Below are 20,878 nucleotides of genomic sequence, written 5' to 3'. Positions count from 1 at the left end.
CATAGTCGCCGCCGGTGGCCGGTCCGCTCAGGCCGAAGCCGGGCAGGTCCAGGCGCACCACCCGCCGGCCCTGGGCGCTGAGCGCCGCGGCCCAGGCATCCCAGCTGTGAAGGCTGGAAGCGCTGCCATGCAGCATCTGGGCCTCAAGCGGGTCGTGCTGGTCGGTCAGGGCCTGGGGGCCCAGCTGTCCTGGCAGCTGGCCCTGCGCCAGCCCGAGCAGGTGGCGGGCCTGGTCCTGCTCAATGCGGGCGCCCGGGAGTTTCTGCCCGAGTCGGCCCCGCTGCTCTTCACCCTGGCCCGGCTGCCCGGCGCCGGCTGGCTGGCCGAGGGCCTGCTGCCGCGCCGCTTGGTGGAGCAGGCCCTGCAGCAGGCCTACGGCCAGCCCGTACGCCTGCGCGCCGCCACGGTGGAGCGCTATTTCGAGCTCAGCCTGCGCGAAGGCAATCGCAGCGCCCTGGTGGACTTTCTGGATCAACGCCGCACACCCCTGGATTTGGCACCGCTGAGCGCCCTGCGCGTACCCACCCTGATTGTCTGGGGCGCCCGAGATCGCCTGCTGCCCATCGAGGATGGCCAGACCCTGGCCCAGGCCATACCGGGCAGCCGCCTGATACCCTTGACCCAGCTGGGGCACCTGCCCCAGGAGGAAGACGGCCCGGCCAGCCTGGCGGCGGTGGCCGACTTCTTGCATACGCTCAAACCCTGATGCCCGGCTCGCCCCGGCGCATGCAACACTGCCATTTGCACCCAACCCTCAGGAGATGCTTCCCATGCAACGACGTTCCCTGATTGCCCTGGCCGCCCTGGCCCTGGGCGCCGCCACCGCCGTCCAGGCCCAGGCCCCGGACTGGAAGAAGATTCGCATCGGCGTGGAAGGCGCCTACCCCCCCTTCTCCGAAGTGGGGCCGGACGGCAAGCTCAAGGGCTTCGAGATCGACTACGCCAATGCTCTGTGCGCCGAAATGAAGGCCGAGTGCACCCTGGTGCAGCAGGACTTTGACGGCCTGATCCCGGCCCTGCAGGCGCGCAAGGTCGACGCCATCATCGCCTCGGTGTCCATCACCGACGAGCGCAAGAAGGCCATCGCCTTCTCCAACCCCTACTACAACACCCCCGCCCGCTTCGCCGCCAAGGTCGATGCCAAGCTGGATGTGTCCCCCGCGGGCATGAAGGGCAAGAAGATCGGTGTGCAGCGCGCCACCATTCACGAGAAGTTCGCCGCCGAAGTCTTCAAGCAAAGCGAGATCGTGCGCTACGCCACCCAGGACCAGGCCTTTCTGGACCTCAAGTCCGGCCGCATCGACGCCACCGTGGCCGATATGGTGGCCATCGATATGGGCTTCCTGAAGACGCCCGCCGGCAAGGGCTTCGCCTTCGCTGGCCCCACCTTCACCGACGTCAAGTACTTTGGCGTAGGTTCAGGCGTGGGCATGCGCAAGGCCGACGAGAAGGTCCTGGGCAAGAAGTTCAACGACGCCATCGCGGCCCTCAGGGCCAATGGCACGTTCAAGAAGCTCAACGACAAGTACTTCGAGTACGACATTTCGCCGAAGTAATCGACCTCCCCCTACCGGCTTTGCCGGCCGGAGCCAGAGGCTCCGGCGCCGTGCAGGCACAAACAGTCCTCAGGACTGTTTGTGTCCGGCACAGCCCCCCTCAGGGGCATACCGGATGAATCGCGCCGGCTAACGCCGGGCGCCCTGAGAATGTTTCTACACGGATTTCTGCCCAGCCTGCTTGAAGGTGCGGCCATCACACTGAGTGTGGCCCTGGCCTCGCTGGCCCTGGCCATGGTGCTGGGCCTGGCAGGCGCCATGGCCAAGCTCTCGCGCTGGCGCTGGGCGCGGGGCCTGGCCTATGTCTACACCACCGTGATCCGCGGCGTGCCCGATCTGGTGCTGATGCTGCTGATCTTCTTCGGCGGCCAGGTGGCGGTGAACCATATCGCCCTAAGCCTGGGGCATGAGGACTACATCGACATCGACCCCTATGTGGCCGGCGTCATCACCATCGGCTTCATCTTCGGGGCCTACCTCACCGAGGCCTTCCGGGGCGCCTTCCTGGCCGTGCCGCCGGGTCAGCGCGAGGCCGGGCTGGCTTATGGCATGAGCCCCTGGCAGGTCTTTGTGCGCGTCACTTTTCCGCAGATGTTCCGCCACGCCCTGCCGGGTCTGTCCAACAACTGGCTGGTGCTGATCAAGAGCACCGCCATCGTCTCGGTCATCGGTCTGCATGATCTGATGACGCGCGGCTCCCAGGCTGCCGGCAGCACCCGGGAGCCTTTTGTGTTCTACAGCGCCGTGGCCCTGATCTATCTGGCCTTCACCACGGTCTCGGAACTGGTGTTCGACCGTCTGCGAAAGCGCCTGTCCGTCGGACAGCGCCAAGGCAAGCTCTGAGGCCGAAACCATGAATCTGGAAGCCATCACCGACAACCTGCCGCTGTACTTGAGCGGCGCCTGGACCACCTTCGAGCTGCTGATCATCTCCCTGGGCCTGGGCCTGGCCTTTGCCATTCCGCTGGCCGTGCTGCGCACCCTGCCCCAGGCCTGGATCTCAAGGCCGATCTGGGTCTACACCTATGTGTTCCGCGGCACGCCCATGCTGGTGCAGCTCTTTCTCATCTACTACGGCCTGGCCCAGTTCGAGTGGATGCAGAACAGTGCCTTGTGGCCCTATTTCAGCTCGGCCTGGTTCTGCGCCTGCCTGACCTTCGCACTCAACACCTGCGCCTACACGGTGGAGATCATCGCGGGCTCCATCCGCGCCCTGCCGGCCGGCGAGATCGAGGCCGCCAAGGCCCTGGGCATGAGCCGCTGGGTGATGCTGCGCCGCATTGTGCTGCCCTCGGCCCTGCGTCGTGCCCTGCCGGCCTACAGCAACGAGGCCATCTTCATGCTGCACGGCACGGCCCTGGCCAGCATCGTCACCATCATGGATCTCACCGGCGCGGCCCGGCAGGTCAACTCCACCTACTACATCCCTTTCGAAGCCTTCATCACCGCGGCCGTCTTCTACCTGCTGCTGACCCTGGCCCTGGTGGGCCTGTTCCACCTGGCCGAACGCCGCTGGCTGCGACCGCTGATGGCGCGCTGAAACCGCGCCAGACCCTGCCTTCCCATGCATACGCAAAGACACGCCCTGCTCTCGCCCACACCGGGCACGCAAAGAGAGCTGATTTCCCTGCACTACGGCCAGGCCGGCTCGTCCGCCGGCAAGGCCTATCTGCAGGCCTCGCTGCACGCCGATGAACTGCCCGGCATGCTGGTGGCCCATCATCTGCGCCTCAAGCTCGATGCCCTGGAGGCCCAGGGCCGCATCAAGGGCGAGATCGTGCTGGTGCCCATGGCCAATCCCATCGGTCTGTCCCAGCATCTGCTGCACGGCCATCTGGGCCGCTTCGAGGCCACCTCGGGCGAGAACTTCAACCGCTACTACCCCGACCTGATCGAGGCCGTGGCCGAGCGCGCTGCCCCGGAACTGGGCGCGGACGCCAGCGCCAATGTGACCCTGCTGCGCCGGCATTTGCGCGAGGCCATCGCCGCCCACAAGGTGGAGACCGAGCTGCAGTCCCTGCGCCGCCAGCTGATGCTGCTGGCCTGCGACGCCGACATCGTGCTGGACCTGCACTGCGACAACGAGGCGGTGCTGCATCTCTATACCGAGACCCCCTGCGCCGCGGACTGCGAGCCCCTGGCCCGTTTCCTGGGTTCACGCCTGACCCTGCTGGCCCTGGACTCCGGTGACCGGCCTTTCGACGAAGCCTGCTCCCAGCCCTGGTGGCGGTGGGCACAGCGCTTCGAGGGTCGCGGCACGCCCCTCCCTCAGGCCTGCCTCTCGGTCACCGTGGAGCTGCGCGGGCAGGCCGATGTGGAGCATGCCCTGGCCGAGCGCGACGCCCAGAACCTGCTCGACTTCCTGGCCTGGCGCGGCCTGATCGACATGTCCGTGCCCGCCCTGCCCGAGCCCCTGGGCGATGCGCGCCCCCTGGCCGGCAGCATGCCGGTGGCCAGCCCCGTGGGCGGCGTGCTCACCTTTTTGCGCCAGCCCGGGGAGACCCTGCGCGCGGGCGAGGTCCTGGCCCAGGTGATCGACCCGATCAGCAATGCGGTGACCGATCTGACAAGCCCCGTGGACGGACTGCTGTTCGCCCGGGAATCCGTGCGCCTGGTGCGCGCCGGCCAGAAAGTGGCCAAGGTTGCGGGCCTGCAAGCCCGCCGCAGCGGCAAGCTGCTGGGAGACTGAAACTCATGAGCAGCAGCCTGATCGTCAAAGACCTGCACAAGCGCTATGGTGAGCGCGAGGTGCTCAAGGGCGTCTCCCTGTCGGCCAAGAAGGGGGATGTGATCACCCTCATCGGCTCCAGCGGCTCCGGCAAGAGCACCTTTTTGCGCTGCCTGAATCTGCTGGAACAGCCCCATCAGGGCACGCTCTCGCTGGACGGCGAGACCCTGACCCTGGTGCCCGACCGCGACGGCAGCCTGCGCGCGGCCGATGCCAAGCAGCTGCAGCGCTGGCGCGCGCGCCTGGCCATGGTGTTCCAGAACTTCAACCTCTGGGGTCACCGCACCGTGATCGAGAACGTGATCGAGGCCCCCGTGCATGTGCTGGGCGTGCCCAAGGCCCAGGCCCTGGAAAAGGCCGAAGCCCTGCTGGCGCGCGTGGGTGTGGCGCACCGCAAGGACGTCTACCCGGCCCAGCTCAGCGGCGGCGAGCAGCAGCGCGTGGCCATCGCCCGGGCGCTGGCCGTGGAGCCCGAGGTCATGCTGTTTGATGAGCCCACCTCGGCCCTGGACCCCGAGCTGGTGGGCGAGGTGCTCAAGGTCATGCGCGATCTGGCGGCCGAGGGCCGCACCATGATCGTCGTCACCCACGAGATGGGCTTCGCCCGCGAGGTTTCCACCCACACCATGTTCCTGCACCAGGGCAAGGTGGAGGAGGAAGGCAATCCACGTGAGGTGCTGCTGCGCCCGCAGAGCCAGCGCCTGCAGCAGTTCCTCAGCGGGGGCCTCAAGTAAGGCCCGCGCCCATGTCCAAGCGCCCTGCCCTGCTGAGCCTGGTCCTGCTGATCAGCCCTGCGATCCAGGCTCAGGAGCCGGGCGCCAGCGCGGCGCCGGATACCGGGGCGCTGCAGGCCTGTGCCGCCATCGGCGCGCCGGCCGACCGCCTCGCCTGCTACGACCGCGTCCTGGGCCGTGCGCCTGAGGCGCCCCTGAGTGCCGCGCCGGCCACCGCCACCTCCTTGCTCGCGCCCAAGGGCGAGCCCCTGCCAGCGGCCGCTCCCCTGCGCGAGGAGGCCGCGACCGAGCCGGCCAGCCTGCTGGCCCGCTACTGGGAGCTGGAGCCCGGCAGCAAGCGCGGCGTCTTCAACCTCGTGGGCTACCGGGCCAGCTATGTGATGCCGCTGCACATCACCAGCCGCATCAACCGCGCGCCCAACTCGCCCACCCAGGCGCCCGTGCCCCAGCCCAGCTACCGGCATGAAGAGGCCAAGTTCCAGATCTCGCTGCGCACCAAGCTGGCCCAGGACTTTCTGCTGCCCGGCGGTGACCTTTGGGCTGCCTATACCCAGCAGGCCATGTGGCAGATCTTTGACGGCAAGGCCTCCAAGCCCTTTCGCAACACGGACTACGAGCCAGAGCTGATCTATGTGCTGCCCGCACCCCAGGGCCTGCGCCGACTGCCGCTGAACTGGCAGTGGCGCTATGCCCTGCTGAGCCTGACCCACCAGTCCAACGGCCAGTCCGACCCGCTCTCGCGCAGCTGGAACCGCGTCAATCTGGCCGCCGGCTTCGAGCGCGGCCCCTGGTCCCTGATCGCGCGCATGAGCCAGCGCATCAAGGAACCCTATGGCGAGGACAACAACCCCGATCTGGTGGACTACCGCGGACGCCACGAGTTGCAGCTCAACTGGGCCCAGGGCCGACATACCCTGCAGCTGCTCTATCGCAGCAATCTGCGCGATCTGTCCAAGCACGGTGCCCTGCAGCTGGAGTGGACCTACCCGGTCTACGCCGACCAGCCCAACGGCCTGCGCTGGTATGTCCAGGCCTTTCGAGGCTCCGGCGAGACGCTCACCGACTACAACTTCCGCCAGAGCAGCCTGGGCGCGGGCCTGAGCTTCCTGCAGTTCTGAGTTTCAGGCCCTGCGTCAGCGGCCGTCGCCCTGCAAGGCCTTCAGCACCTCGGAGCGGAACTCGCGCCGGTAGAGGATGAAGATCACCCCCAGGGTCCCCGCCATAAAGGCCCAGGGCGAGAAGAACCAGGCCACGGCCGCGAACGCCAGATAGTAGGCGCGCAAGCCGTCATTGAAGCTCTCGGCCGCCAGGGCCACCACCTTGCCCGCCCGCTGGGCGAAGGCCTCGCGTGACAGGCTGCTGTCCTGCTCAAACTGCCAGGACTCCGGCGCCGCGGCGACCAGCAGGGCACCAAAGGTGTACTGCCGCATGCTCCAGGTGAATCGAAAGAAGGCGTAGATGAAGATGCCCGCCAGCAGCACCAGCTTGAGGTCAAAGACCAGGGTGCTGGTGCGTGCCGCAAAGGGCAGTTCGCGCACCAACTCGCTCGCCTTGTCGCTGGCGCCCAGCACTGCCAGCAAGCCGCCAATGATCAGGATGGTCGTGGAGGCGAAGAAGGACGGGCTGGTGGACAGGCTTTGCACCACCACGCCGTCGATCACCCGCACCTCGCGGTAGGTGGTCTGCAGCATCCAGCGATGGCGCTCGCGGTTGGTGGCGCCCAGCACCGAGGCCTGGCTCAGTGAGCGTTGCTTGGCAAATCGCGCATAGCCCACCCAACCCACGAAGAACAGCAGCAGGGCCAGCCAGTCAATCAGGGGCAGCAGGCGCGGCAGGATCAGCAGTTTTTCCATGGCCCGCAGTCTATCCAGACCGCGCCGGGCTGCCGCAAGCTTATTGCGGCAGATCGAAGACCAGCACCTCAGCCTGCTCACCCTGGGCCAGGCTCAAGCGCTCCAGCCCCGAAGCCTGCAGCGCGTCGCCGGCCTGCAAGAGCTGCCCGTTCACCCGCAAGCGCCCGCGGGCCAGATGCACATAGGCCAGGCGCCCCGGGGCCAGTTCGAGCTCGGCGCTTTCCGCCCCCTCGAAGAGACCCGCGTAGAGCCGGCTGCCGGAATGGATGCTCACCGAGCCCTCGACCCCATCGGGCGAGGCCACGAGGCGCAGACGGCCGCGCTTGTCTTCGCGGGAGAAGTGGCGCTGCTCGTAGCCTGGCGCCACGCCGCTGCGATCCGGCATGATCCAGATCTGCAGAAAGTGGGTCTCGCCCTGGGGCAGATTGTTGAACTCGCTGTGCATCACGCCCGTGCCGGCACTCATGCGCTGCACATCACCCGGGCGGATCACGCCCGCATGCGCGCCACCGGCCTGGCCATTGCCCATGCTGTCCTTGTGGGCCAGCTCGCCCTCCAGCACATAGCTGATGATTTCCATGTCTCGATGGCCATGGGTGCCGAAGCCCGTGCCCGGCGCAATGCGGTCCTCATTGATCACCCGCAGCGGCCCGAAGCCCATGCGCCGGGGGTTGTGATAGCTGGCGAAGGAAAAACTGTGGAAGGACTTGAGCCAGCCATGATCGGCATAGCCCCGGTCGGCGGACTTGATCAGTTCAATCGTCATGCGCATCTCCATGGCTGAAGGGCGCCACTCGCGGCCCCATGCCCTGCACTGTAGAGGGCCGTCGCCCGACTCCGGCGCTGGCGCGATGAAGCCATCATTCAAATAAGATGAAGTCCTGACCGATACCACCCCTCTCGATGTCCCAGACCGACAAGCGCCGCGTCCTCAGCCCCGAAGCCCTGGCCATGATGGATAGCATCGCGCGCACCGGCAGCTTTGCCGCCGCGGCGCGCGAGATGGGCAAGGTGCCCTCCGCCCTCACCTACAGCGTGCGCCAGCTGGAAGAAGCGCTGGATGTGCTGCTCTTTGACCGCCGCTCGCGTCAGGCCGAGCTCACCGCCGCGGGGCGTGAACTGCTGGTCGAAGGCCGACGCCTGCTGCAGGAGATGGACGCCGTGACCAACCGGGTGCGCCGCGTGGCCACCGGCTGGGAGAGCGAGCTGACCATCGCCCTGGACGATGCGGTGGCTCGCCGAGCCCTCTTCGAGCTGATGGAACGCTTCTATCAACTCCGGCCGGAGGAGGGAGCCCCACCCGGTCCCCCGACCCGACTCAAGCTGAGGGTGGAGGTGCTCTCGGGCACCTGGGAGGCACTGCTCAGCGGTCAAGCCGATCTGGCCCTGGGCACCAATGCCCAGCCTCCGGGCAGCTCGGTCTTCTGCGAGCGCCTGGTCGATATGGAAATGGTCTTCTGTGTGGCACCCCACCATGCCCTGGCCCGGCATGAGGGCGTGCTCAGCGCCGCCGACATCGCCCAGCATCGCATCATTGCCGTGGCCGACAGCGCCCGCAGTCTGGCGCCCATGACCGTTGGCATATTGCCGGGTCAGGAGGTGCTGACCGTGCCCTCCATGGCCCTCAAGCTCGAGGCCCTGCTGCGCGGGCTGGGCTGCGGCTCCCTGCCCGCCTCCATGGTGCGTCGTCATCTGGAGGCGGGGCGCCTGGTGGCGCCGCCGACCTACCAGGAAAAACGCCTTTTCCCCATGCATTACGCCTGGCGCAACACCGGTCAGCCCCCGGGCAAGGCCCTGGCCTGGTGGCTGGAGCAGCTGCAGGCGCCCAAGACCCGCGAGGCCCTGGTCAACCAGCACGAAGGCCTGCTGTTGTGAGTTTCACGTCCTACCGGGGACGCTTCGCTCCCTCCCCCACGGGGCTGCTGCATGAGGGCTCGCTGGTGGCCGCCCTGGCCAGCTGGCTGGATGCCCGCGCCCATGGCGGGCGCTGGCTGCTGCGGATTGAGGATGTGGACACGCCGCGCTGCGTGCCTGGCGCGGACCGCGAGATCCTGTCCCAGCTCGATCGCCTGGGCCTGAGGCCGGACGAGCCGCCGCTGTGGCAATCGCAGCGCGGCGAGCACTACGCCCAGGCCCTGGCGCGGCTTCAAGGCAGCGGCCTGGCCTATGGCTGTGCCTGCTCGCGCAAGGACATCGCCCAGGCCCTGGCTGCGGCCGGCCAGGGGTCTGAGCGCCATGGCGAGCTGGTCTATCCCGGCAGCTGCCGCCCCTCGCGCGGCGGCCTGGGCGATCGGCCGGCCCGCGCCTGGCGCCTGCTCACCGAGGGCGCCGGCCGCATTGCCTGGCAGGACCGCCGCCTGGGCCCGCAGCAGCAGGCGCTGGAAGCCGAGGTGGGCGACTTCGTGCTCAAGCGTGCCGACGGGCTCTGGGCCTACCAGCTGGCCGTGGTGGTGGACGATGCCGAGCAGGGCATCAGCGATGTGGTGCGTGGCGAAGACCTGGCCGACAACACGCCGCGCCAGCTCTTTCTCCAGCGTTGTCTGGGACTGCCGACGCCACGCTATCTGCATACCCCTCTGGTACTGGCCGAAGACGGACAAAAACTCTCCAAGCAGAATGGTGCCAAGCCCCTGGATCTGAGCGCCCCGGCCGCCGCCCTGCGCCGCGCCGCCCTGACCCTGGGCCTGCCAGCGCTGGCGCCAGCAATGTCCTTGACCGACACCCTGGCCCAGGCCGTGGCCGCCTGGCGCGGGCTTATGATGCCGGCCACATTTGAACTCCCCTCCCCCTAGCAGGACAGCGACACCATCATGCAAACCACCGCCAGCGGCCTCCAGTACGAAGACACCACGCCGGGTACCGGCCCCGAGGCCAAGTCGGGCCAGGACGTTGCCGTCCACTACACCGGCTGGCTCTACAAAGATGGCGTCAAGGGCCAGAAGTTCGACTCCAGCAAGGACCGCGGCGAGCCCTTCGAGTTCGAACTGGACGGCGGCATGGTCATCCGCGGCTGGGATGAGGGCGTGCAGGGCATGAAGGTCGGCGGCACCCGCGTGCTGGTGATCCCGCCCGAGCTGGGCTATGGCGCCCGCGGCGCCGGCGGCGTGATCCCGCCCAACGCCACCCTGATGTTCGAGGTGGAGCTGCTGGGCGTGGCCGGCGGTGATGAGGCCGTGAGCCTGAACCTGAGCAGCACGGCCAGCGGCCTGCAGTACGAAGACAAGGTCGTCGGCGAAGGCGCCGAGGCCAAGAGCGGTGCCCGCGTGGCCGTGCACTACACCGGCTGGCTCTACACGGCCGAGGGCAGCATCCGCGGCAAGAAGTTCGACTCCAGCAAGGACCGTGGCCAGCCTTTCCGCTTCCAGCTCGACGCCGGCATGGTGATCCGCGGCTGGGACGAGGGCGTTCAGGGCATGAAGGTGGGCGGCACCCGCGTGCTGATCATCCCCTCCGAGCTGGGCTATGGCGCTCACGGTGCTGGCGGCGTGATTCCGCCCCATGCCACCCTGATGTTCGAGGTGGAGCTGCTGGCTGTTTGAGGCCAGACATGGTGGCTCGCGGCCCCACGCGAGCCGCCACATCCATCACTCAAGCCGGCGGGCTCCGAAGAGCCCGGCCGGCTTTGCTTTTTGGGTCTTGCGCCGCCTCCGCGGTACGTCCGAGACTCGCAAAGCCCTCAGAACCTTGACGGCCATTTTCGATCGTGCACAATCCGCGATTCCGCAAGGGGAGTAGCTACATGGCGCAAGGCCGTGGCGTAGGCCCGTCAATACGGTGCTTGTCACTCAGGCAGGCACCCGGGTCCCGCAGCTGCCGGCGTCTCGCCGGCTATGCCCCGCAAGACCTTCCGGATCGCATGGCGCTCGCCGTGTCCTCACCCTAACTGTCTTGTTCCAGAGGTAATCAATGACCACGATTGCGCCACTTTGGCTGTGGATCTTCTTTGTCGTCAGCGTGCTGGTGGCCTTGTTTGTGGACTTCGTCGTGCTGCGCAAGCAGGGCGCCCATGAAGTCAGCGTCAAGGAAGCCATCAACTGGTCCTTGGTCTGGGTCGGCCTGAGCCTGGCGTTCAACGCCCTGTTCTGGTGGGCCGTGAAGGACAGCACCGGAAGCTCGGAAATCGCGACCACCAAATCGCTGGAATTCCTGACCGGCTATCTGATCGAGAAATCGCTGGCGGTCGACAATATCTTCGTCTTCCTGATGATCTTCACCTACTTCTCGGTGCCGGCGGCGTACCAGAAGCGGGTGCTGATGTACGGCATCATCGGCGCCATCGTGCTGCGCACCGTCATGATTCTGGTGGGCAGCTGGCTGATCGCGCAGTTCCACTGGATCCTCTATGTGTTTGGCGCCTTCCTGCTGATCACGGGTATCAAGATGTGGTGGGCGGCTGGCCAGGAGCCCGATCTGGAGAGCAACCCCGCCCTCAAGCTGCTGCGCAAGATCATGCCGGTCAGCGACAAGTTCGACGGCGAGCGCTTCTTCACGGTCCAGCGCGGCAAGCGTCTGGCCACGCCCCTGCTGCTGGTGATCGCCCTGGTCGGCATCACCGACGTGATCTTCGCCGTGGACTCCATCCCCGCGATCTTCGCCATCACCAACGATCCCTTCATCGTGCTGACCTCCAACATCTTCGCGATCCTGGGTCTGCGGGCGATGTACTTCCTGCTGGCAGCGATGGCCGCCAAGTTCCACCTGCTCAGCTATGGCCTGGCGATCGTGCTGTCCTTCATCGGCGTGAAGATGATGCTGATCGACATCTACAAGATCCCGGTGATGGTGTCCCTGGGTGTGGTGGTGGTCGTGCTGGCCCTGACCATGATCCTGAGCGTGCGCACCGCTCCCAAGATCAACGACGGCAAGGCCGATCGATAAGACCCTAGAGCACGTCTAGGACCAGACAAGACCCCGCCGGCCTCAACCGGCGGGGTCTTGCGCTTTTTGAAACAGCACAATCCCCAAACCCGGAGCACATGCCTCTCAGCTAAGGCGAAAGCGCGCCACCGTGCTCACGAGTTGCTCAGCCTGTTTGCGCAGGCTCTCGGCAGCGGCGCTGGTCTGCTCCACAAGGGCGGCGTTTTGTTGCGTGCCTTCCTCAATACGAACGACGGAAGCATTGATTTGCGTGACCCCACGGCTCTGTTCCGCGCTGGATCGGCTGATGGTCTGCACCATGGAGGCGACATCCGCGATCGAAGTCTCCACCTGCCCCATGGTGGCACCAGCTGCACGCACCTCACGAGCGCCGCGCTCCACGCTCTCCGAGCTGCTCAGAATCAGACCGCGAATCTCCTTGGCCGCTCCGGCGCTTCGCTGGGCCAAAGTGCGGACCTCGGCGGCCACGACGGCGAAGCCGCGGCCCTGCTCGCCGGCTCGGGCTGCCTCCACGGCAGCATTCAGTGCCAGGATATTTGTCTGGAAGGCAATGTTGTCGATCACCTCGATGATGCTGACCACCCGCTGCGAGGCAGCGTGGATGCTCTCCATGGTCTTGACAATCGTCGCAATGGCCGCGCCGCCTTCGGTCGCAACCTCGCTTGCCCTCATGGCCAGGGTGGTGGACTGCTGGGCGCTGTCGGCGTTCTGGCGCACCGCCGAATCAAGCTCATCCATGGAAGATGCCGTGGTCTGGAGGGCTGATGCCTGCTGCTCGGTTCGCGCCGCCAGGTCACTATTGCCCGCCGCGATCTGCGAGCTGGCCGCAGCCACCTGCTCTGCATTGCCGCGAACATCCGCGACCAGATTCCGCAGTTGGGCCTGCATCTCGCCGAGGGCGGCCAGGAGCTGACCCAGTTCGTCCTTGCGGCGGGTGTCCACCTGATGTGCCAGATTACCCTGCGCCACTTCAGAGGCAAGTTGCACCGCGCTCTGCAGTGGCTTGACGATGGCGCGGGTGATCACGATGGCGATCACCACGCCCAGCACAGTGGCGAGCAACATGAGGGCCAGACTGAGTCGGGTGGCAAAGCTGCCGTTTTCATAGGCGGCCGCAGCCGTCTTGGCGCTGAGATCAGCTGTGACCTTGGCCAGTTCCTGGATGGTTTTGGCGGGCTCGCGGTCAATGCCCCGCACCGCCATATCGCCCACCGAGGCATCAAGTCCGTTGTCCTGGAACTTGCCCAGCCCGACACGGTAGCCCTCGGCCATCTTGCGGTGCTGGGTCAGGAAGCTCTCGGCCATATTGGCCTGCTCCGGCGGGAGCATGGCCACTAGACGCTGGCCCTTGCTCTGGACCATCGCTTCTTCCTGCTCAAAGGCTTTCCAGTGCTTGTCCAGCAGCGCAACGTCCGAGCCGCGCAAGAGCACGTTCTTCCATTCCTGCACCTGCGTCTTGAAGTGGCTCTCGAGCTCGGCGGCGAGTCGCTCCGCCGCGACCTGACGCTGTACGTCGGTATTGAACACGGCCAAGGCCTGGCCCGCGGCCCAAAGGCCGAAAAAGCCTGCTGCGAGGCTCAAGATCAAAGCCAAGGCGATGGCCAGGGGTAGTTTTCTGCTGATGCTCATGGGTACTGCCGGAGGTAAGCGTCACCCCCAAATGGGGGGTGCCGAGATTTTGCGCAAATCACGCGCAATCACGCCATCAGACCTTGATGACAGTTCTTGACATATGCGCACAAGTGCTCACGCACGAACAGTCGTTGCGCCCGCCGTCCTCTGCCGTCCGCGCCGTACAGCTCAGGCAGCAAGCAGGAAGCAGCTATCCCGCCCCCTTTGTTTGGCGGCCTGCCGCAGCGCCCGAAGCTGGGCTAGCAGTTCTGGCCATGGCGGGCTTTGAGCCTCGCACAGCAATCCCCCCGCGCGAAGACTGGGTAGCGCCTGCATGACCTCGTTCTGGAGCCGATCAAGGCCACTATACCCCCCCGCCAGCACATGCTCCGTCCGCAGGAATCGGTGCACCCCTGCATCAAAATCGGAGCAGATCTGCGTGAGCGGTCTCTGCCACTCGCCTTCGGCGGGTAGCAGGAGGAAGAAGTCGTCACTGTTGAAGTGGCTGACAAAGCCATTGGCCGGGGCCGCCGCCTTCGCGATCAGCGCCGCGACAAAGCGAATCAACTGGTCGCCCTGTTCGTGTCCGTATTCGGCATTGAAGCCCTTGAAGGCGCTGATGCCGAAGAGAACTGCGACAAAGCGGCCCCGCCTTTGCGCCCACATCTGCAACTGGGGCTCCAGGGTCTGGACGCCCGGAAGACCCGTCAAGGGATGCTCATGCCGGGCAGTCAGTGCCTGCTGATCCGCCAAGGCCTTGATGAGGTCGGAGGCTCGTCCAACCCCCACGAAGCGCCCCTGGTCTGTCACCAGATAACCGTCGGCAAGATATCGGTCATCGGAATTGCTGATCGTCTCGCTGATGGATCGCAGGCTGGCACCGACGTCGAAAACCCAGGGCTTGTGATCCATCAACTCCAGACAACTCCGGCGACCGAAGAGATCGGTGAAGTAGCGTTCGGCGCCACGCTTGAGCACATGCATGGACCTCAGCAGGCCCATGGGCCGCCGGCTCTCGTCCAGCACCGGCAGGGCGAGGAGATACTCATCGCTGCGAAACATCTGAATCACCTCGACGCATGTCGCGTCGGCCCCCACCGTCTGGGCGGGGCGCGCCAGATCGCCCGCCTTGTCCACCGCCCGGTGGCGCCCGCTCCCGACACTTTCCGGACCGCTCAGCAGCACCAGCAGATCGGCGCGCAGTTGGGCGCGTGGCGTAGGGCTGGGTCGTGCAAACAGATAGCCCTGGCACAGACTTACGCCCATCGCCCGAAGACAAGCCAGGTCGCCCTCCTGCTCCAACCCTTCCGCGACAACGGCGGCATGACTGGAACGAGCCATATCAAGGATGGAGCGGATAAATCGCTGCTTGATGGGATCGCTGGCGACACCGTCCACGAAATGCCGATCTATCTTGACGTAATCAGGCCGCAGGTCCACCCAGCGCTTGAGGCTGGCGAAACCCTCCCCCAAATCGTCAAGAGCGAACTGGAAGCCGCTGGCACGCAGGCCCAGCACCGCCCCGTCGAGCTGAACCAGATCAAGCACAGGACGTGTTTCGGTGAGTTCGACCACGACACGCGAGGTTGGCAGCCCCAGTTCCGCGAACTCAGTGGCAATCTGCAGTTGCCGCCCTTTGGCGGACATCAGGGTGTCGGCCGTCACATTCACGAAGAGCAGGCCGGGCAAGCCCAGCTCGGCGAAGCGAGTGACGATGCGCCGAAGCACCAGCCGCTCCAACTCGACCAGCTTCCCCGCAGCGGCAGCCACGTCAAACAGCACGGCAGGCGCATGCAAGGGAGAGTCAGCCGGAGCACGGGTGAGTGCCTCGTATCCAATGATTCGACCGCAACCACTGTCCACAATGGGTTGGAAGTAAACATCGAATGCGCGCCGCGCCATGACGCGGCCGAGCTCCTGTTCGAGCTGGGCTGACAGCTTCGTTGTTGATGACTTCATGTGTTCGGACTGCGGCTCAGCCAATTGTTGCAAAGCAGCGCGAAATTTGCTGTCCATGACTTCAAGCACAAGTGCCCCATTGGCAGTGGCAACCGAACCATCCGCGCATGCGGCATCGGGACGCAGCAGGTCCGAGCAAATGCCAAGAAAGTCACAGCCAGGGCATCGCCATCACACCAGACCCAGGCTGTCAAGACCCGGTCACAGGGGGCAGGCAAGCTCGCCTCTGTCATGCACAGCCATCAGCGGTACAGCCATGCACCTGCACTTTGCTACCAAGTCCGGCCACCTGTGGAACTCGCTCGCGGAAACGCTGCGCCTCAACGGGTTCGACCCGGGGGAGTTTGAGATCCGGCACGAAGCCGAGGCGGCAGTGCTGGGCGACGCCATGAGCGACTCGGTATTCCGGCTTCGAAGGCTCAGCACGGGAAATGAGCAGCTGTACTCGGTAGCCCCCGGCTCGCCCTGGCTGTTCAGTGCCCACGCAGACCTGGCAGCAGGCCGCTTTGGAGTACCCCAAGCCCAGTGAGATTCAGCACCCTGCAGTGCCGCCTTCAGTGCTTCGGCATCGCACGCGCAGAATCCGAAACTCGCTGCTGTTCCAGCTCTTCAATCAGACGCGACAACTCCCCGGCAATTTCCATGCGCCTCGCATGAATCCCCTGGAAGGCGTCGTCCAACGCGTCCGGCAACACCGGCTCACTCGCTGCACGCAACCAGGCCTGCAGACAGAAGCTGGCGATCTCAGCCGCCCGCTCGGCCGCGCCACCATGGACGTTCACGGGCTCGGACGCGCCCAAGTCGAGCAGAGCGGCGACCGGAAAACCCTCCTGATCGCATCGCGGCGTTGGGGATCGTTGGCGCATTGCAGCTCCTTCGGACACATGGACCATTCGGTCCGGGGAAGAGTGAGTCGCCTGCCACTGGAAAATTTGTGCAGTGCATCATGCCACGCGCGGCGACTACCGTGTCAATCGAAATTGATGGCAGGCCAGTTCTGCCTGCGCCGACCAACACCAGCTCCCAAAGTCGACGGCAACACGGATGGAAAATTGTTTCCGTTTGATGAAAATTGGCAGTCGGAAATCTACTGCGCGCGTACCCGATAGTGCGCGGAACATGGGAGAGGACTGATGGTGCCTATGGAATTCAAGGCAAGTCTGGTGCACGAGCCCTATGGGCGCACGGCCAAAGGCAGGCGGGTGGTCGCCATGGTGGCGCACGATATGCCGGGCCGGCGCATGGGTCTGCTGCGCCGCTTCACGGGTGAGACGCTCTTTGAGTTTCTGATCGCAGGCGACGAAAGCAGCGAGGAAATGATGGCGGAGGCCTGGGAGCTCTTTAGCCAGGGCTTGATTGAGGCGCAGCACGGACCCGGCTCCCTCGAATGAACCCGGGCTTCACGCTGCTGTGATCTACGCTTGATCCACTCCCGGTACGACTTGGCCAGCCTAAACCTGCACGATCATGACTGCCTGGATGCAAACGCCCTCGCCCGCCCTGGGTCAGCCCCCGCAGGGTGCGCAGCGCCGACGACATGAGCGGGTGGAGTTCTTCCTGGTGCCGATGCAGCGGGAGCAGATCCCGATCTGGGTTTTCAAGCCGGCCCGTCATGCCGAGGCGGCCGGTGGCGTGGTGCTGGACCTGAGCGAGCGCGGCATCCGGGTGCTGACCCGCAGCGAGCAGCCCCTGGAAGGCAGCTGCTACGAGATGCGCCTGCTACTCGGCGAGGACGACAGCGTGCCACCGTTCTCGGGCCGCGTACGCCGCGTCTGGAGCCAGCCCCTGAGCGCACTGGGTCTGTGCAGCGGCTTCGAGTTCCAGGACGCCGACAGCGAGGCCGAGCAGTTCTTGCGTCATCACCTGAGCCTGCCGCTCACGCGCGGTCAGCCGCGCTGGGTGCGCTGCGTGCTCTACGAGCATGTGAGCGCAGGCGTCTGGCAGCCCACACCGACCTCGCTGGAGTGAGGCCCGCCCCGGCGCCTCAGTCGTAGAGCGACTTCTCGGGCCGGCGCTGGATCACCGCGATGGGCGGGGCCCAGCGTTCGCCGCGCGGCTTCTTGCTGGTGACCAGGGTGATCTCGCTGGGCTCGAAAACCTCCACGTTGTGCGTGATGGGCGTGGTCAGCAGGTACTGGGCGCGGGTTGAGCGCAGGAAGTGGCCGACCAGCTGGATATTGCGCACGTCCAGGTGGGCGAAGGGCTCGTCGATGAAGACAAAGCCGCCGGGCGTCTCGTCGTCCTTCATCAGGGCCACCAGCAGGATCAGGCTCTTGAGCACCTGCTGGCCGCCGGAGGCCTCGCCGTCGTTCAGGCCCACCTCGCCCTTGCCGTCGAAGTTGAAGCGCACATGCAGGCCGGCCTGGGCCAACACCATATCGTCGTTGTCCAGATGCGGCAGCTCGGCCTGGGCGATCACGCCGGCCAGCTCGCCCAGCTCCTGAACATTCTTCTTGTAGCGGCGCACCGTGGCGCGCAGCACATCGATATAGCGTTCGCGGGCATTGAAGGCGGCAATGCGCGCCATCTCGTTGCTGGCGCGGCGGTCGTCCAGCTGGGTGCTCTGCTCCAGCACCGAGACGCTCATGCGCGCATGGCGCTCCTGCACCGCCACATCGGTTTCCCAGGTGCCGTTGTTCAGGCCCGTGTCCAGCTCCTGCTGCACATGGCGCATGGCGATCTCGGCCTGCTTGGCATTCTCGAACTCGTCGCGCAGCTGGGCAATGCGTGCCGGCTGGATCCAGCTGCTGGGGAACTTGGCCCCGGCCTCGCGCGAGGCGCGGGCGCTGGCGCGCAGCTCCTGCAGGCGCTGCTCCTGCTCGCGCTGGCCACGCAGCACATTGTCTTCGCTGGCCTTGAGGCCGCCCTGGGCGGCCTCGTAGTCGCGCTCGCTGCGCGTGGCCTGGGTCAGGGCGCGGTCGTGCTCGGCATCCAGGGCCGCCATGCGGCCGGCGGCCTCCACCCGGGCCTGGCGCAGGCCGGCCAGACGGGCGCGCCCTTCCGCAAACTCGGCGGCGCGCTCGGCCAGCTCCTGGGCGGCCTTGTGGCCCTGGGCGGCCTTCTGCGCATCCTTGAGCTGGCGCTCCACCTCGGCCTGTTCCTTGGCGATGCGGGTGAGCTCCACGTCGTAGCGGCTGAGCTCGCGCTCCAGCGAGGCGCGGCGCGAGTCCAGGGCCGAGGCGCCGAACTGGTAGTCGCGCGCCTCCACCCAGAGGCTGCGGCCGCCACGGCCGTCGCGGTAGTAGGCGTCCTGGGTGATCCACTCACCGCCGGACGACTTGGAATACTGGGCGCCGGCCTCGGTGTCCTTGACGCAGCGGATGCTGGCCAGCTGGCGCAGCAGCCAGCCCGGCAGCTTGGCATTGATGTTCAGGGCCGCCAGCAGGGAGTCCTTGGGCGGCAGGGCCGGGGCGCTTTCGGCATCACCCACCACATAGTGGCGGTAGCGTTCCTTGGCGGCCAGGCCGAAGGCGCGGCCTTCGTCCGATGAGCGCTCCAGCACCACCACCCAGCGCGAGGGGCGCAGAAAGCCCTCGGCCGCGGCGCGCCAGGTCTCGTCGGCGATGTCGATGCAGTCGGCCAGCACATGGTGGGCAATGCCGGCCTCGTCCAGCGCCTTGCGAAAACGCGAGACCTCAGGCGGCGGCGGCGGCAGGCGCTGGCCGCTGAGCGCGTCCATCGCGGCCTGGGCCTTGCGGGACTGGTCGTTCTGGCGCGTGAAGGCCTCGCGCAGCGCGTGCTGCTGGCTGCTTAGGTGTTCCAGGCGCTGGCTCAGCTCGGCGCCATCGGTTTCCACCGCGGCCAGGGTCTTGAGCTCTTCCTCGCGCTTGGCCAGCAGCTCCATGGGGCGCTCGGCCTCGCGGGCGGCGTCGAAAGCGCTGCGCGCCTGCTTGCGCTCGCTCTCCAGCTCCTGCAGGCGGCGCTTGGCGGCCTCCACCTTTTCAAACAAGGCATGCAGCTCGGCCCGCTTGGCCGACATCTGGCGCCGATCGCCCGAGGCGAAAAGGCGCTGGCGGTGCAGCTCGCGCAGCTGCTGGGCCAGGCGCTGGCGGCCCTCGGACCATTGCAGCACCGGCACCACCTCGGTGGCCAGGCGCTCGCGCTCCTTCAGGCGCAGCTGGTACTGCTGATAGCTGTTCACGCGGTTGGCCAGGTCGGAGAGCTGGGCCTGGGCGTGGGAGAGCTCATGGGTGGCCTGCTCCACCTCCTTCATCAGCTGCTGCTGGTGGCTGCGGGCCTGGTCGTAGCGGTCCAGCACCTCCTGGTCGCCAAAGACCTCGAACACCAGGCGCAGCAGCTCCTTGGAACTCAGCTCGCAGAGCCGGTCGGTCTGGCCCTGCTCCAGGGCCAGCACGCGGCCGATGGCGCGGGTCAGGCCCGCGGCCTCCAGGCGGCGCTTCCAGGCCTCGATGCCCAGCCAGTCCTTCTCGGCCTTGTCGGTCAGGGTCTCGATCTCATGCACCCCGTCCACCATGATGTAGCGGCGCACCCAGTCACCGCCCTGGCGCTCGATGCGGCAGGCCAGGGTCACCTGGTCGGCATAGAGCAGGGAGCTGGCAAAGGGGCGCGAGCTGTTCTGGCGCCCGCGCGGGCGGTTGTCCACCAGGGCGCGCAGCCAGGCCGTCTCGGCATTGGCGTGGCGGGCATAGGTCTTGTAGGTGCGGCCGCCCGAGCACTCCAGGCCCAGCAGGGTGCGCATGGCATCCAGCAAGGTGGTCTTGCCCGAGCCATTGGGGCCGGCGATGGTGATGATGGAACCGTCCAGCGGCATGGAGACGCGGCGGCAATAGTCCCAGTGCAGCAGCTCCAGCGATTGCAGATGAAACATGGTGGATCAGGACTCGCTGTTGTCGTTGTTGTTGTTCTTGGCGTCGGCGGCCGCTTCCGGCGCTGGCGCTTCTTCATCCAGCGCATCCGGCAGCTCCTCCTGCTCGGCCTGGCGCAGCTTGGCCAGCAGGGGCGCCACCGTGGGGTCGGTGCTGCGCGCCAGCACATCGGCCAGGGCGCCGTCCAGGATGCGCGGGGCCAGGGTCTCGTAGTCCAGCAGCAGGTCCAAGAGCGGCCCCTCGGCGATGTCCTCGCCGCGGCGGATGATGAAGCCGTTGCGCTCCAGCAGCTTGAGGTTGGCGTCCAGGCGCATCTTCTTGCCCAGCTGGTTGCCGAAGTCGGCCAGCAGGCTGCGGTAGCTCACCGTGGGCGAGACGCTGGCGGCCAGGGGCAGGGGCTTGTCGGTGGCGAACATCTCGCCCTGCCCTTCCCCGTCCTGCGCATCGGCGCGCGCGATCTGGCGCTGGCGCTTGGGCAGCACGATCAGGGACCACAGCACCACCAGCAGGGCCACGCCGTCGCGCGGCAGGTCCAGATTGTTGTTGGCGGCCAGGCCCGTCTCGCCAAAAACCGAGACCTCGGCCGGGCGCAGCATGGCCAGGCAGATGTGGTCGGCATAGAGGTTGTCGATCACGCGCATGCCCACGGCGGCCAGGCGCTGGTTCAGCGCGGCCCAGAGCTCGGTGTCGATCAGGGCGCGGCGCACCAGGGCATGGTTGCGCGGCAGCCAGC

Annotated in this window: 21 protein-coding genes and 1 pseudogene; 15 read left to right on the top strand and 7 right to left on the bottom strand. The window is 66.6% G+C overall.

Features of this window, described 5'->3' with window-relative positions; genetic code table 11:
- The first annotated feature begins 127 nt into the window (after nucleotides 1–127).
- The 7 genes from ACK5F2_RS08850 (at nucleotide 128) to ACK5F2_RS08820 (ending at nucleotide 6,136) form a co-directional block, all read left to right on the top strand.
- On the top strand, nucleotides 128–706 hold the full coding sequence (locus tag ACK5F2_RS08850; RefSeq protein ID WP_409864157.1) for an alpha/beta fold hydrolase: 579 nt from the start codon (nucleotides 128–130) through the stop codon (nucleotides 704–706).
- 64 nt (nucleotides 707–770) lie between these two features.
- Nucleotides 771–1,556, top strand: a complete 786-nt coding sequence (locus ACK5F2_RS08845; protein ID WP_409864156.1) for an ABC transporter substrate-binding protein — start codon at nucleotides 771–773, stop codon at nucleotides 1,554–1,556.
- A 150-nt stretch (nucleotides 1,557–1,706) separates the two neighbouring features.
- A complete protein-coding gene (locus tag ACK5F2_RS08840) occupies nucleotides 1,707–2,399 on the top strand; it encodes an ABC transporter permease (RefSeq protein WP_409864155.1) in 693 nt (230 codons plus the stop codon).
- Nucleotides 2,400–2,409: 10 nt separating this feature from the next.
- Nucleotides 2,410–3,096 carry an ABC transporter permease gene (locus tag ACK5F2_RS08835; protein ID WP_409864154.1) on the top strand — a complete coding sequence of 229 codons (687 nt, stop codon included), beginning with the start codon at nucleotides 2,410–2,412 and terminating at the stop codon, nucleotides 3,094–3,096.
- A 24-nt stretch (nucleotides 3,097–3,120) separates the two neighbouring features.
- On the top strand, nucleotides 3,121–4,245 hold the full coding sequence (locus ACK5F2_RS08830) for a succinylglutamate desuccinylase/aspartoacylase family protein (RefSeq protein ID WP_409864153.1): 1,125 nt from the start codon (nucleotides 3,121–3,123) through the stop codon (nucleotides 4,243–4,245).
- A 5-nt stretch (nucleotides 4,246–4,250) separates the two neighbouring features.
- On the top strand, nucleotides 4,251–5,018 hold the full coding sequence (locus ACK5F2_RS08825) for an ABC transporter ATP-binding protein (protein ID WP_409864152.1): 768 nt from the start codon (nucleotides 4,251–4,253) through the stop codon (nucleotides 5,016–5,018).
- A gap of 11 nt (nucleotides 5,019–5,029) precedes the next feature.
- Nucleotides 5,030–6,136, top strand: a complete 1,107-nt coding sequence (locus ACK5F2_RS08820) for a phospholipase A (RefSeq protein ID WP_409864151.1) — start codon at nucleotides 5,030–5,032, stop codon at nucleotides 6,134–6,136.
- Nucleotides 6,137–6,151: 15 nt separating this feature from the next.
- On the opposite strand, the gene ACK5F2_RS08815 is transcribed toward ACK5F2_RS08820, so the two are convergent.
- Together ACK5F2_RS08815 and ACK5F2_RS08810 are read right to left on the bottom strand one after the other, a co-directional pair.
- Nucleotides 6,152–6,871 (bottom strand): DUF599 domain-containing protein, encoded by a 720-nt coding sequence (locus tag ACK5F2_RS08815; protein WP_409864150.1) that lies wholly within the window; start codon nucleotides 6,869–6,871, stop codon nucleotides 6,152–6,154.
- A 40-nt stretch (nucleotides 6,872–6,911) separates the two neighbouring features.
- The gene (locus ACK5F2_RS08810; protein WP_409864149.1) at nucleotides 6,912–7,637 is read right to left on the bottom strand and encodes a pirin family protein; all 726 of its coding nucleotides are present in this window, start codon (nucleotides 7,635–7,637) and stop codon (nucleotides 6,912–6,914) included.
- Between the two features lie 137 nt (nucleotides 7,638–7,774).
- Here ACK5F2_RS08810 and ACK5F2_RS08805 point away from each other — a divergent pair, with 137 nt between their 5' ends.
- The 5 genes and pseudogenes from ACK5F2_RS08805 (at nucleotide 7,775) to ACK5F2_RS08785 (ending at nucleotide 11,749) form a co-directional block, all read left to right on the top strand.
- Complete coding sequence (locus ACK5F2_RS08805) at nucleotides 7,775–8,746, top strand: LysR family transcriptional regulator (protein ID WP_409864148.1); 972 nt, start codon at nucleotides 7,775–7,777, stop codon at nucleotides 8,744–8,746.
- Entirely contained in the window at nucleotides 8,743–9,663 is a 921-nt protein-coding gene (gene gluQRS / locus ACK5F2_RS08800) for a tRNA glutamyl-Q(34) synthetase GluQRS (RefSeq protein ID WP_409864147.1), read from the top strand. Before ACK5F2_RS08805 ends, gluQRS begins: the two co-directional genes overlap by 4 nt.
- Nucleotides 9,664–9,681: 18 nt before the next feature.
- Nucleotides 9,682–10,026, top strand: a pseudogene (locus ACK5F2_RS08795) (FKBP-type peptidyl-prolyl cis-trans isomerase); the annotation flags it as partial.
- Nucleotides 10,000–10,410 (top strand): FKBP-type peptidyl-prolyl cis-trans isomerase, encoded by a 411-nt coding sequence (locus ACK5F2_RS08790; protein ID WP_409864158.1) that lies wholly within the window; start codon nucleotides 10,000–10,002, stop codon nucleotides 10,408–10,410. The pseudogene ACK5F2_RS08795 and the gene ACK5F2_RS08790, both read left to right, overlap by 27 nt.
- A 367-nt stretch (nucleotides 10,411–10,777) precedes the next feature.
- Nucleotides 10,778–11,749, top strand: coding sequence for a TerC family protein (locus tag ACK5F2_RS08785; RefSeq protein ID WP_409864146.1), 972 nt, complete (start codon nucleotides 10,778–10,780; stop codon nucleotides 11,747–11,749).
- Nucleotides 11,750–11,854: 105 nt separating this feature from the next.
- On the opposite strand, the gene ACK5F2_RS08780 is transcribed toward ACK5F2_RS08785, so the two are convergent.
- Together ACK5F2_RS08780 and ACK5F2_RS08775 are read right to left on the bottom strand one after the other, a co-directional pair.
- Nucleotides 11,855–13,378 carry a methyl-accepting chemotaxis protein gene (locus ACK5F2_RS08780; RefSeq protein ID WP_409864145.1) on the bottom strand — a complete coding sequence of 508 codons (1,524 nt, stop codon included), beginning with the start codon at nucleotides 13,376–13,378 and terminating at the stop codon, nucleotides 11,855–11,857.
- Between the two features lie 171 nt (nucleotides 13,379–13,549).
- The gene (locus ACK5F2_RS08775; RefSeq protein WP_409864144.1) at nucleotides 13,550–15,376 is read right to left on the bottom strand and encodes a GGDEF domain-containing protein; all 1,827 of its coding nucleotides are present in this window, start codon (nucleotides 15,374–15,376) and stop codon (nucleotides 13,550–13,552) included.
- Nucleotides 15,377–15,575: 199 nt separating this feature from the next.
- Here ACK5F2_RS08775 and ACK5F2_RS08770 point away from each other — a divergent pair, with 199 nt between their 5' ends.
- Complete coding sequence (locus ACK5F2_RS08770; protein ID WP_409864143.1) at nucleotides 15,576–15,848, top strand: hypothetical protein; 273 nt, start codon at nucleotides 15,576–15,578, stop codon at nucleotides 15,846–15,848.
- A 25-nt stretch (nucleotides 15,849–15,873) separates the two neighbouring features.
- Here the strand turns inward: ACK5F2_RS08770 and ACK5F2_RS08765 are convergent, their stop codons facing one another.
- Nucleotides 15,874–16,185 (bottom strand): hypothetical protein, encoded by a 312-nt coding sequence (locus ACK5F2_RS08765; RefSeq protein ID WP_409864142.1) that lies wholly within the window; start codon nucleotides 16,183–16,185, stop codon nucleotides 15,874–15,876.
- Nucleotides 16,186–16,461: 276 nt separating this feature from the next.
- Between ACK5F2_RS08765 and ACK5F2_RS08760 the strand changes: the two genes are divergently transcribed.
- Together ACK5F2_RS08760 and ACK5F2_RS08755 are read left to right on the top strand one after the other, a co-directional pair.
- Nucleotides 16,462–16,710, top strand: a complete 249-nt coding sequence (locus ACK5F2_RS08760; protein ID WP_409864141.1) for a hypothetical protein — start codon at nucleotides 16,462–16,464, stop codon at nucleotides 16,708–16,710.
- A gap of 76 nt (nucleotides 16,711–16,786) precedes the next feature.
- Nucleotides 16,787–17,287, top strand: coding sequence for a PilZ domain-containing protein (locus ACK5F2_RS08755; RefSeq protein WP_409864140.1), 501 nt, complete (start codon nucleotides 16,787–16,789; stop codon nucleotides 17,285–17,287).
- A gap of 16 nt (nucleotides 17,288–17,303) precedes the next feature.
- Here the strand turns inward: ACK5F2_RS08755 and ACK5F2_RS08750 are convergent, their stop codons facing one another.
- Both ACK5F2_RS08750 and ACK5F2_RS08745 read right to left on the bottom strand, forming a co-directional pair.
- Nucleotides 17,304–20,147: an ATP-binding protein gene (locus tag ACK5F2_RS08750; RefSeq protein ID WP_409864138.1), complete on the bottom strand. Its 2,844-nt coding sequence runs from the start codon at nucleotides 20,145–20,147 to the stop codon at nucleotides 17,304–17,306.
- Nucleotides 20,148–20,153: 6 nt separating this feature from the next.
- Nucleotides 20,154–20,878: hypothetical protein (locus ACK5F2_RS08745; RefSeq protein WP_409864137.1), on the bottom strand; the 725-nt coding region annotated here is incomplete at its 5' end.

Origin of the sequence: Roseateles sp. (assembly GCF_046300915.1) — a bacterium.
Classification (GTDB): domain Bacteria; phylum Pseudomonadota; class Gammaproteobacteria; order Burkholderiales; family Burkholderiaceae_C; genus Kinneretia.
This window is presented reverse-complemented; position numbering and strand designations above follow the sequence as displayed.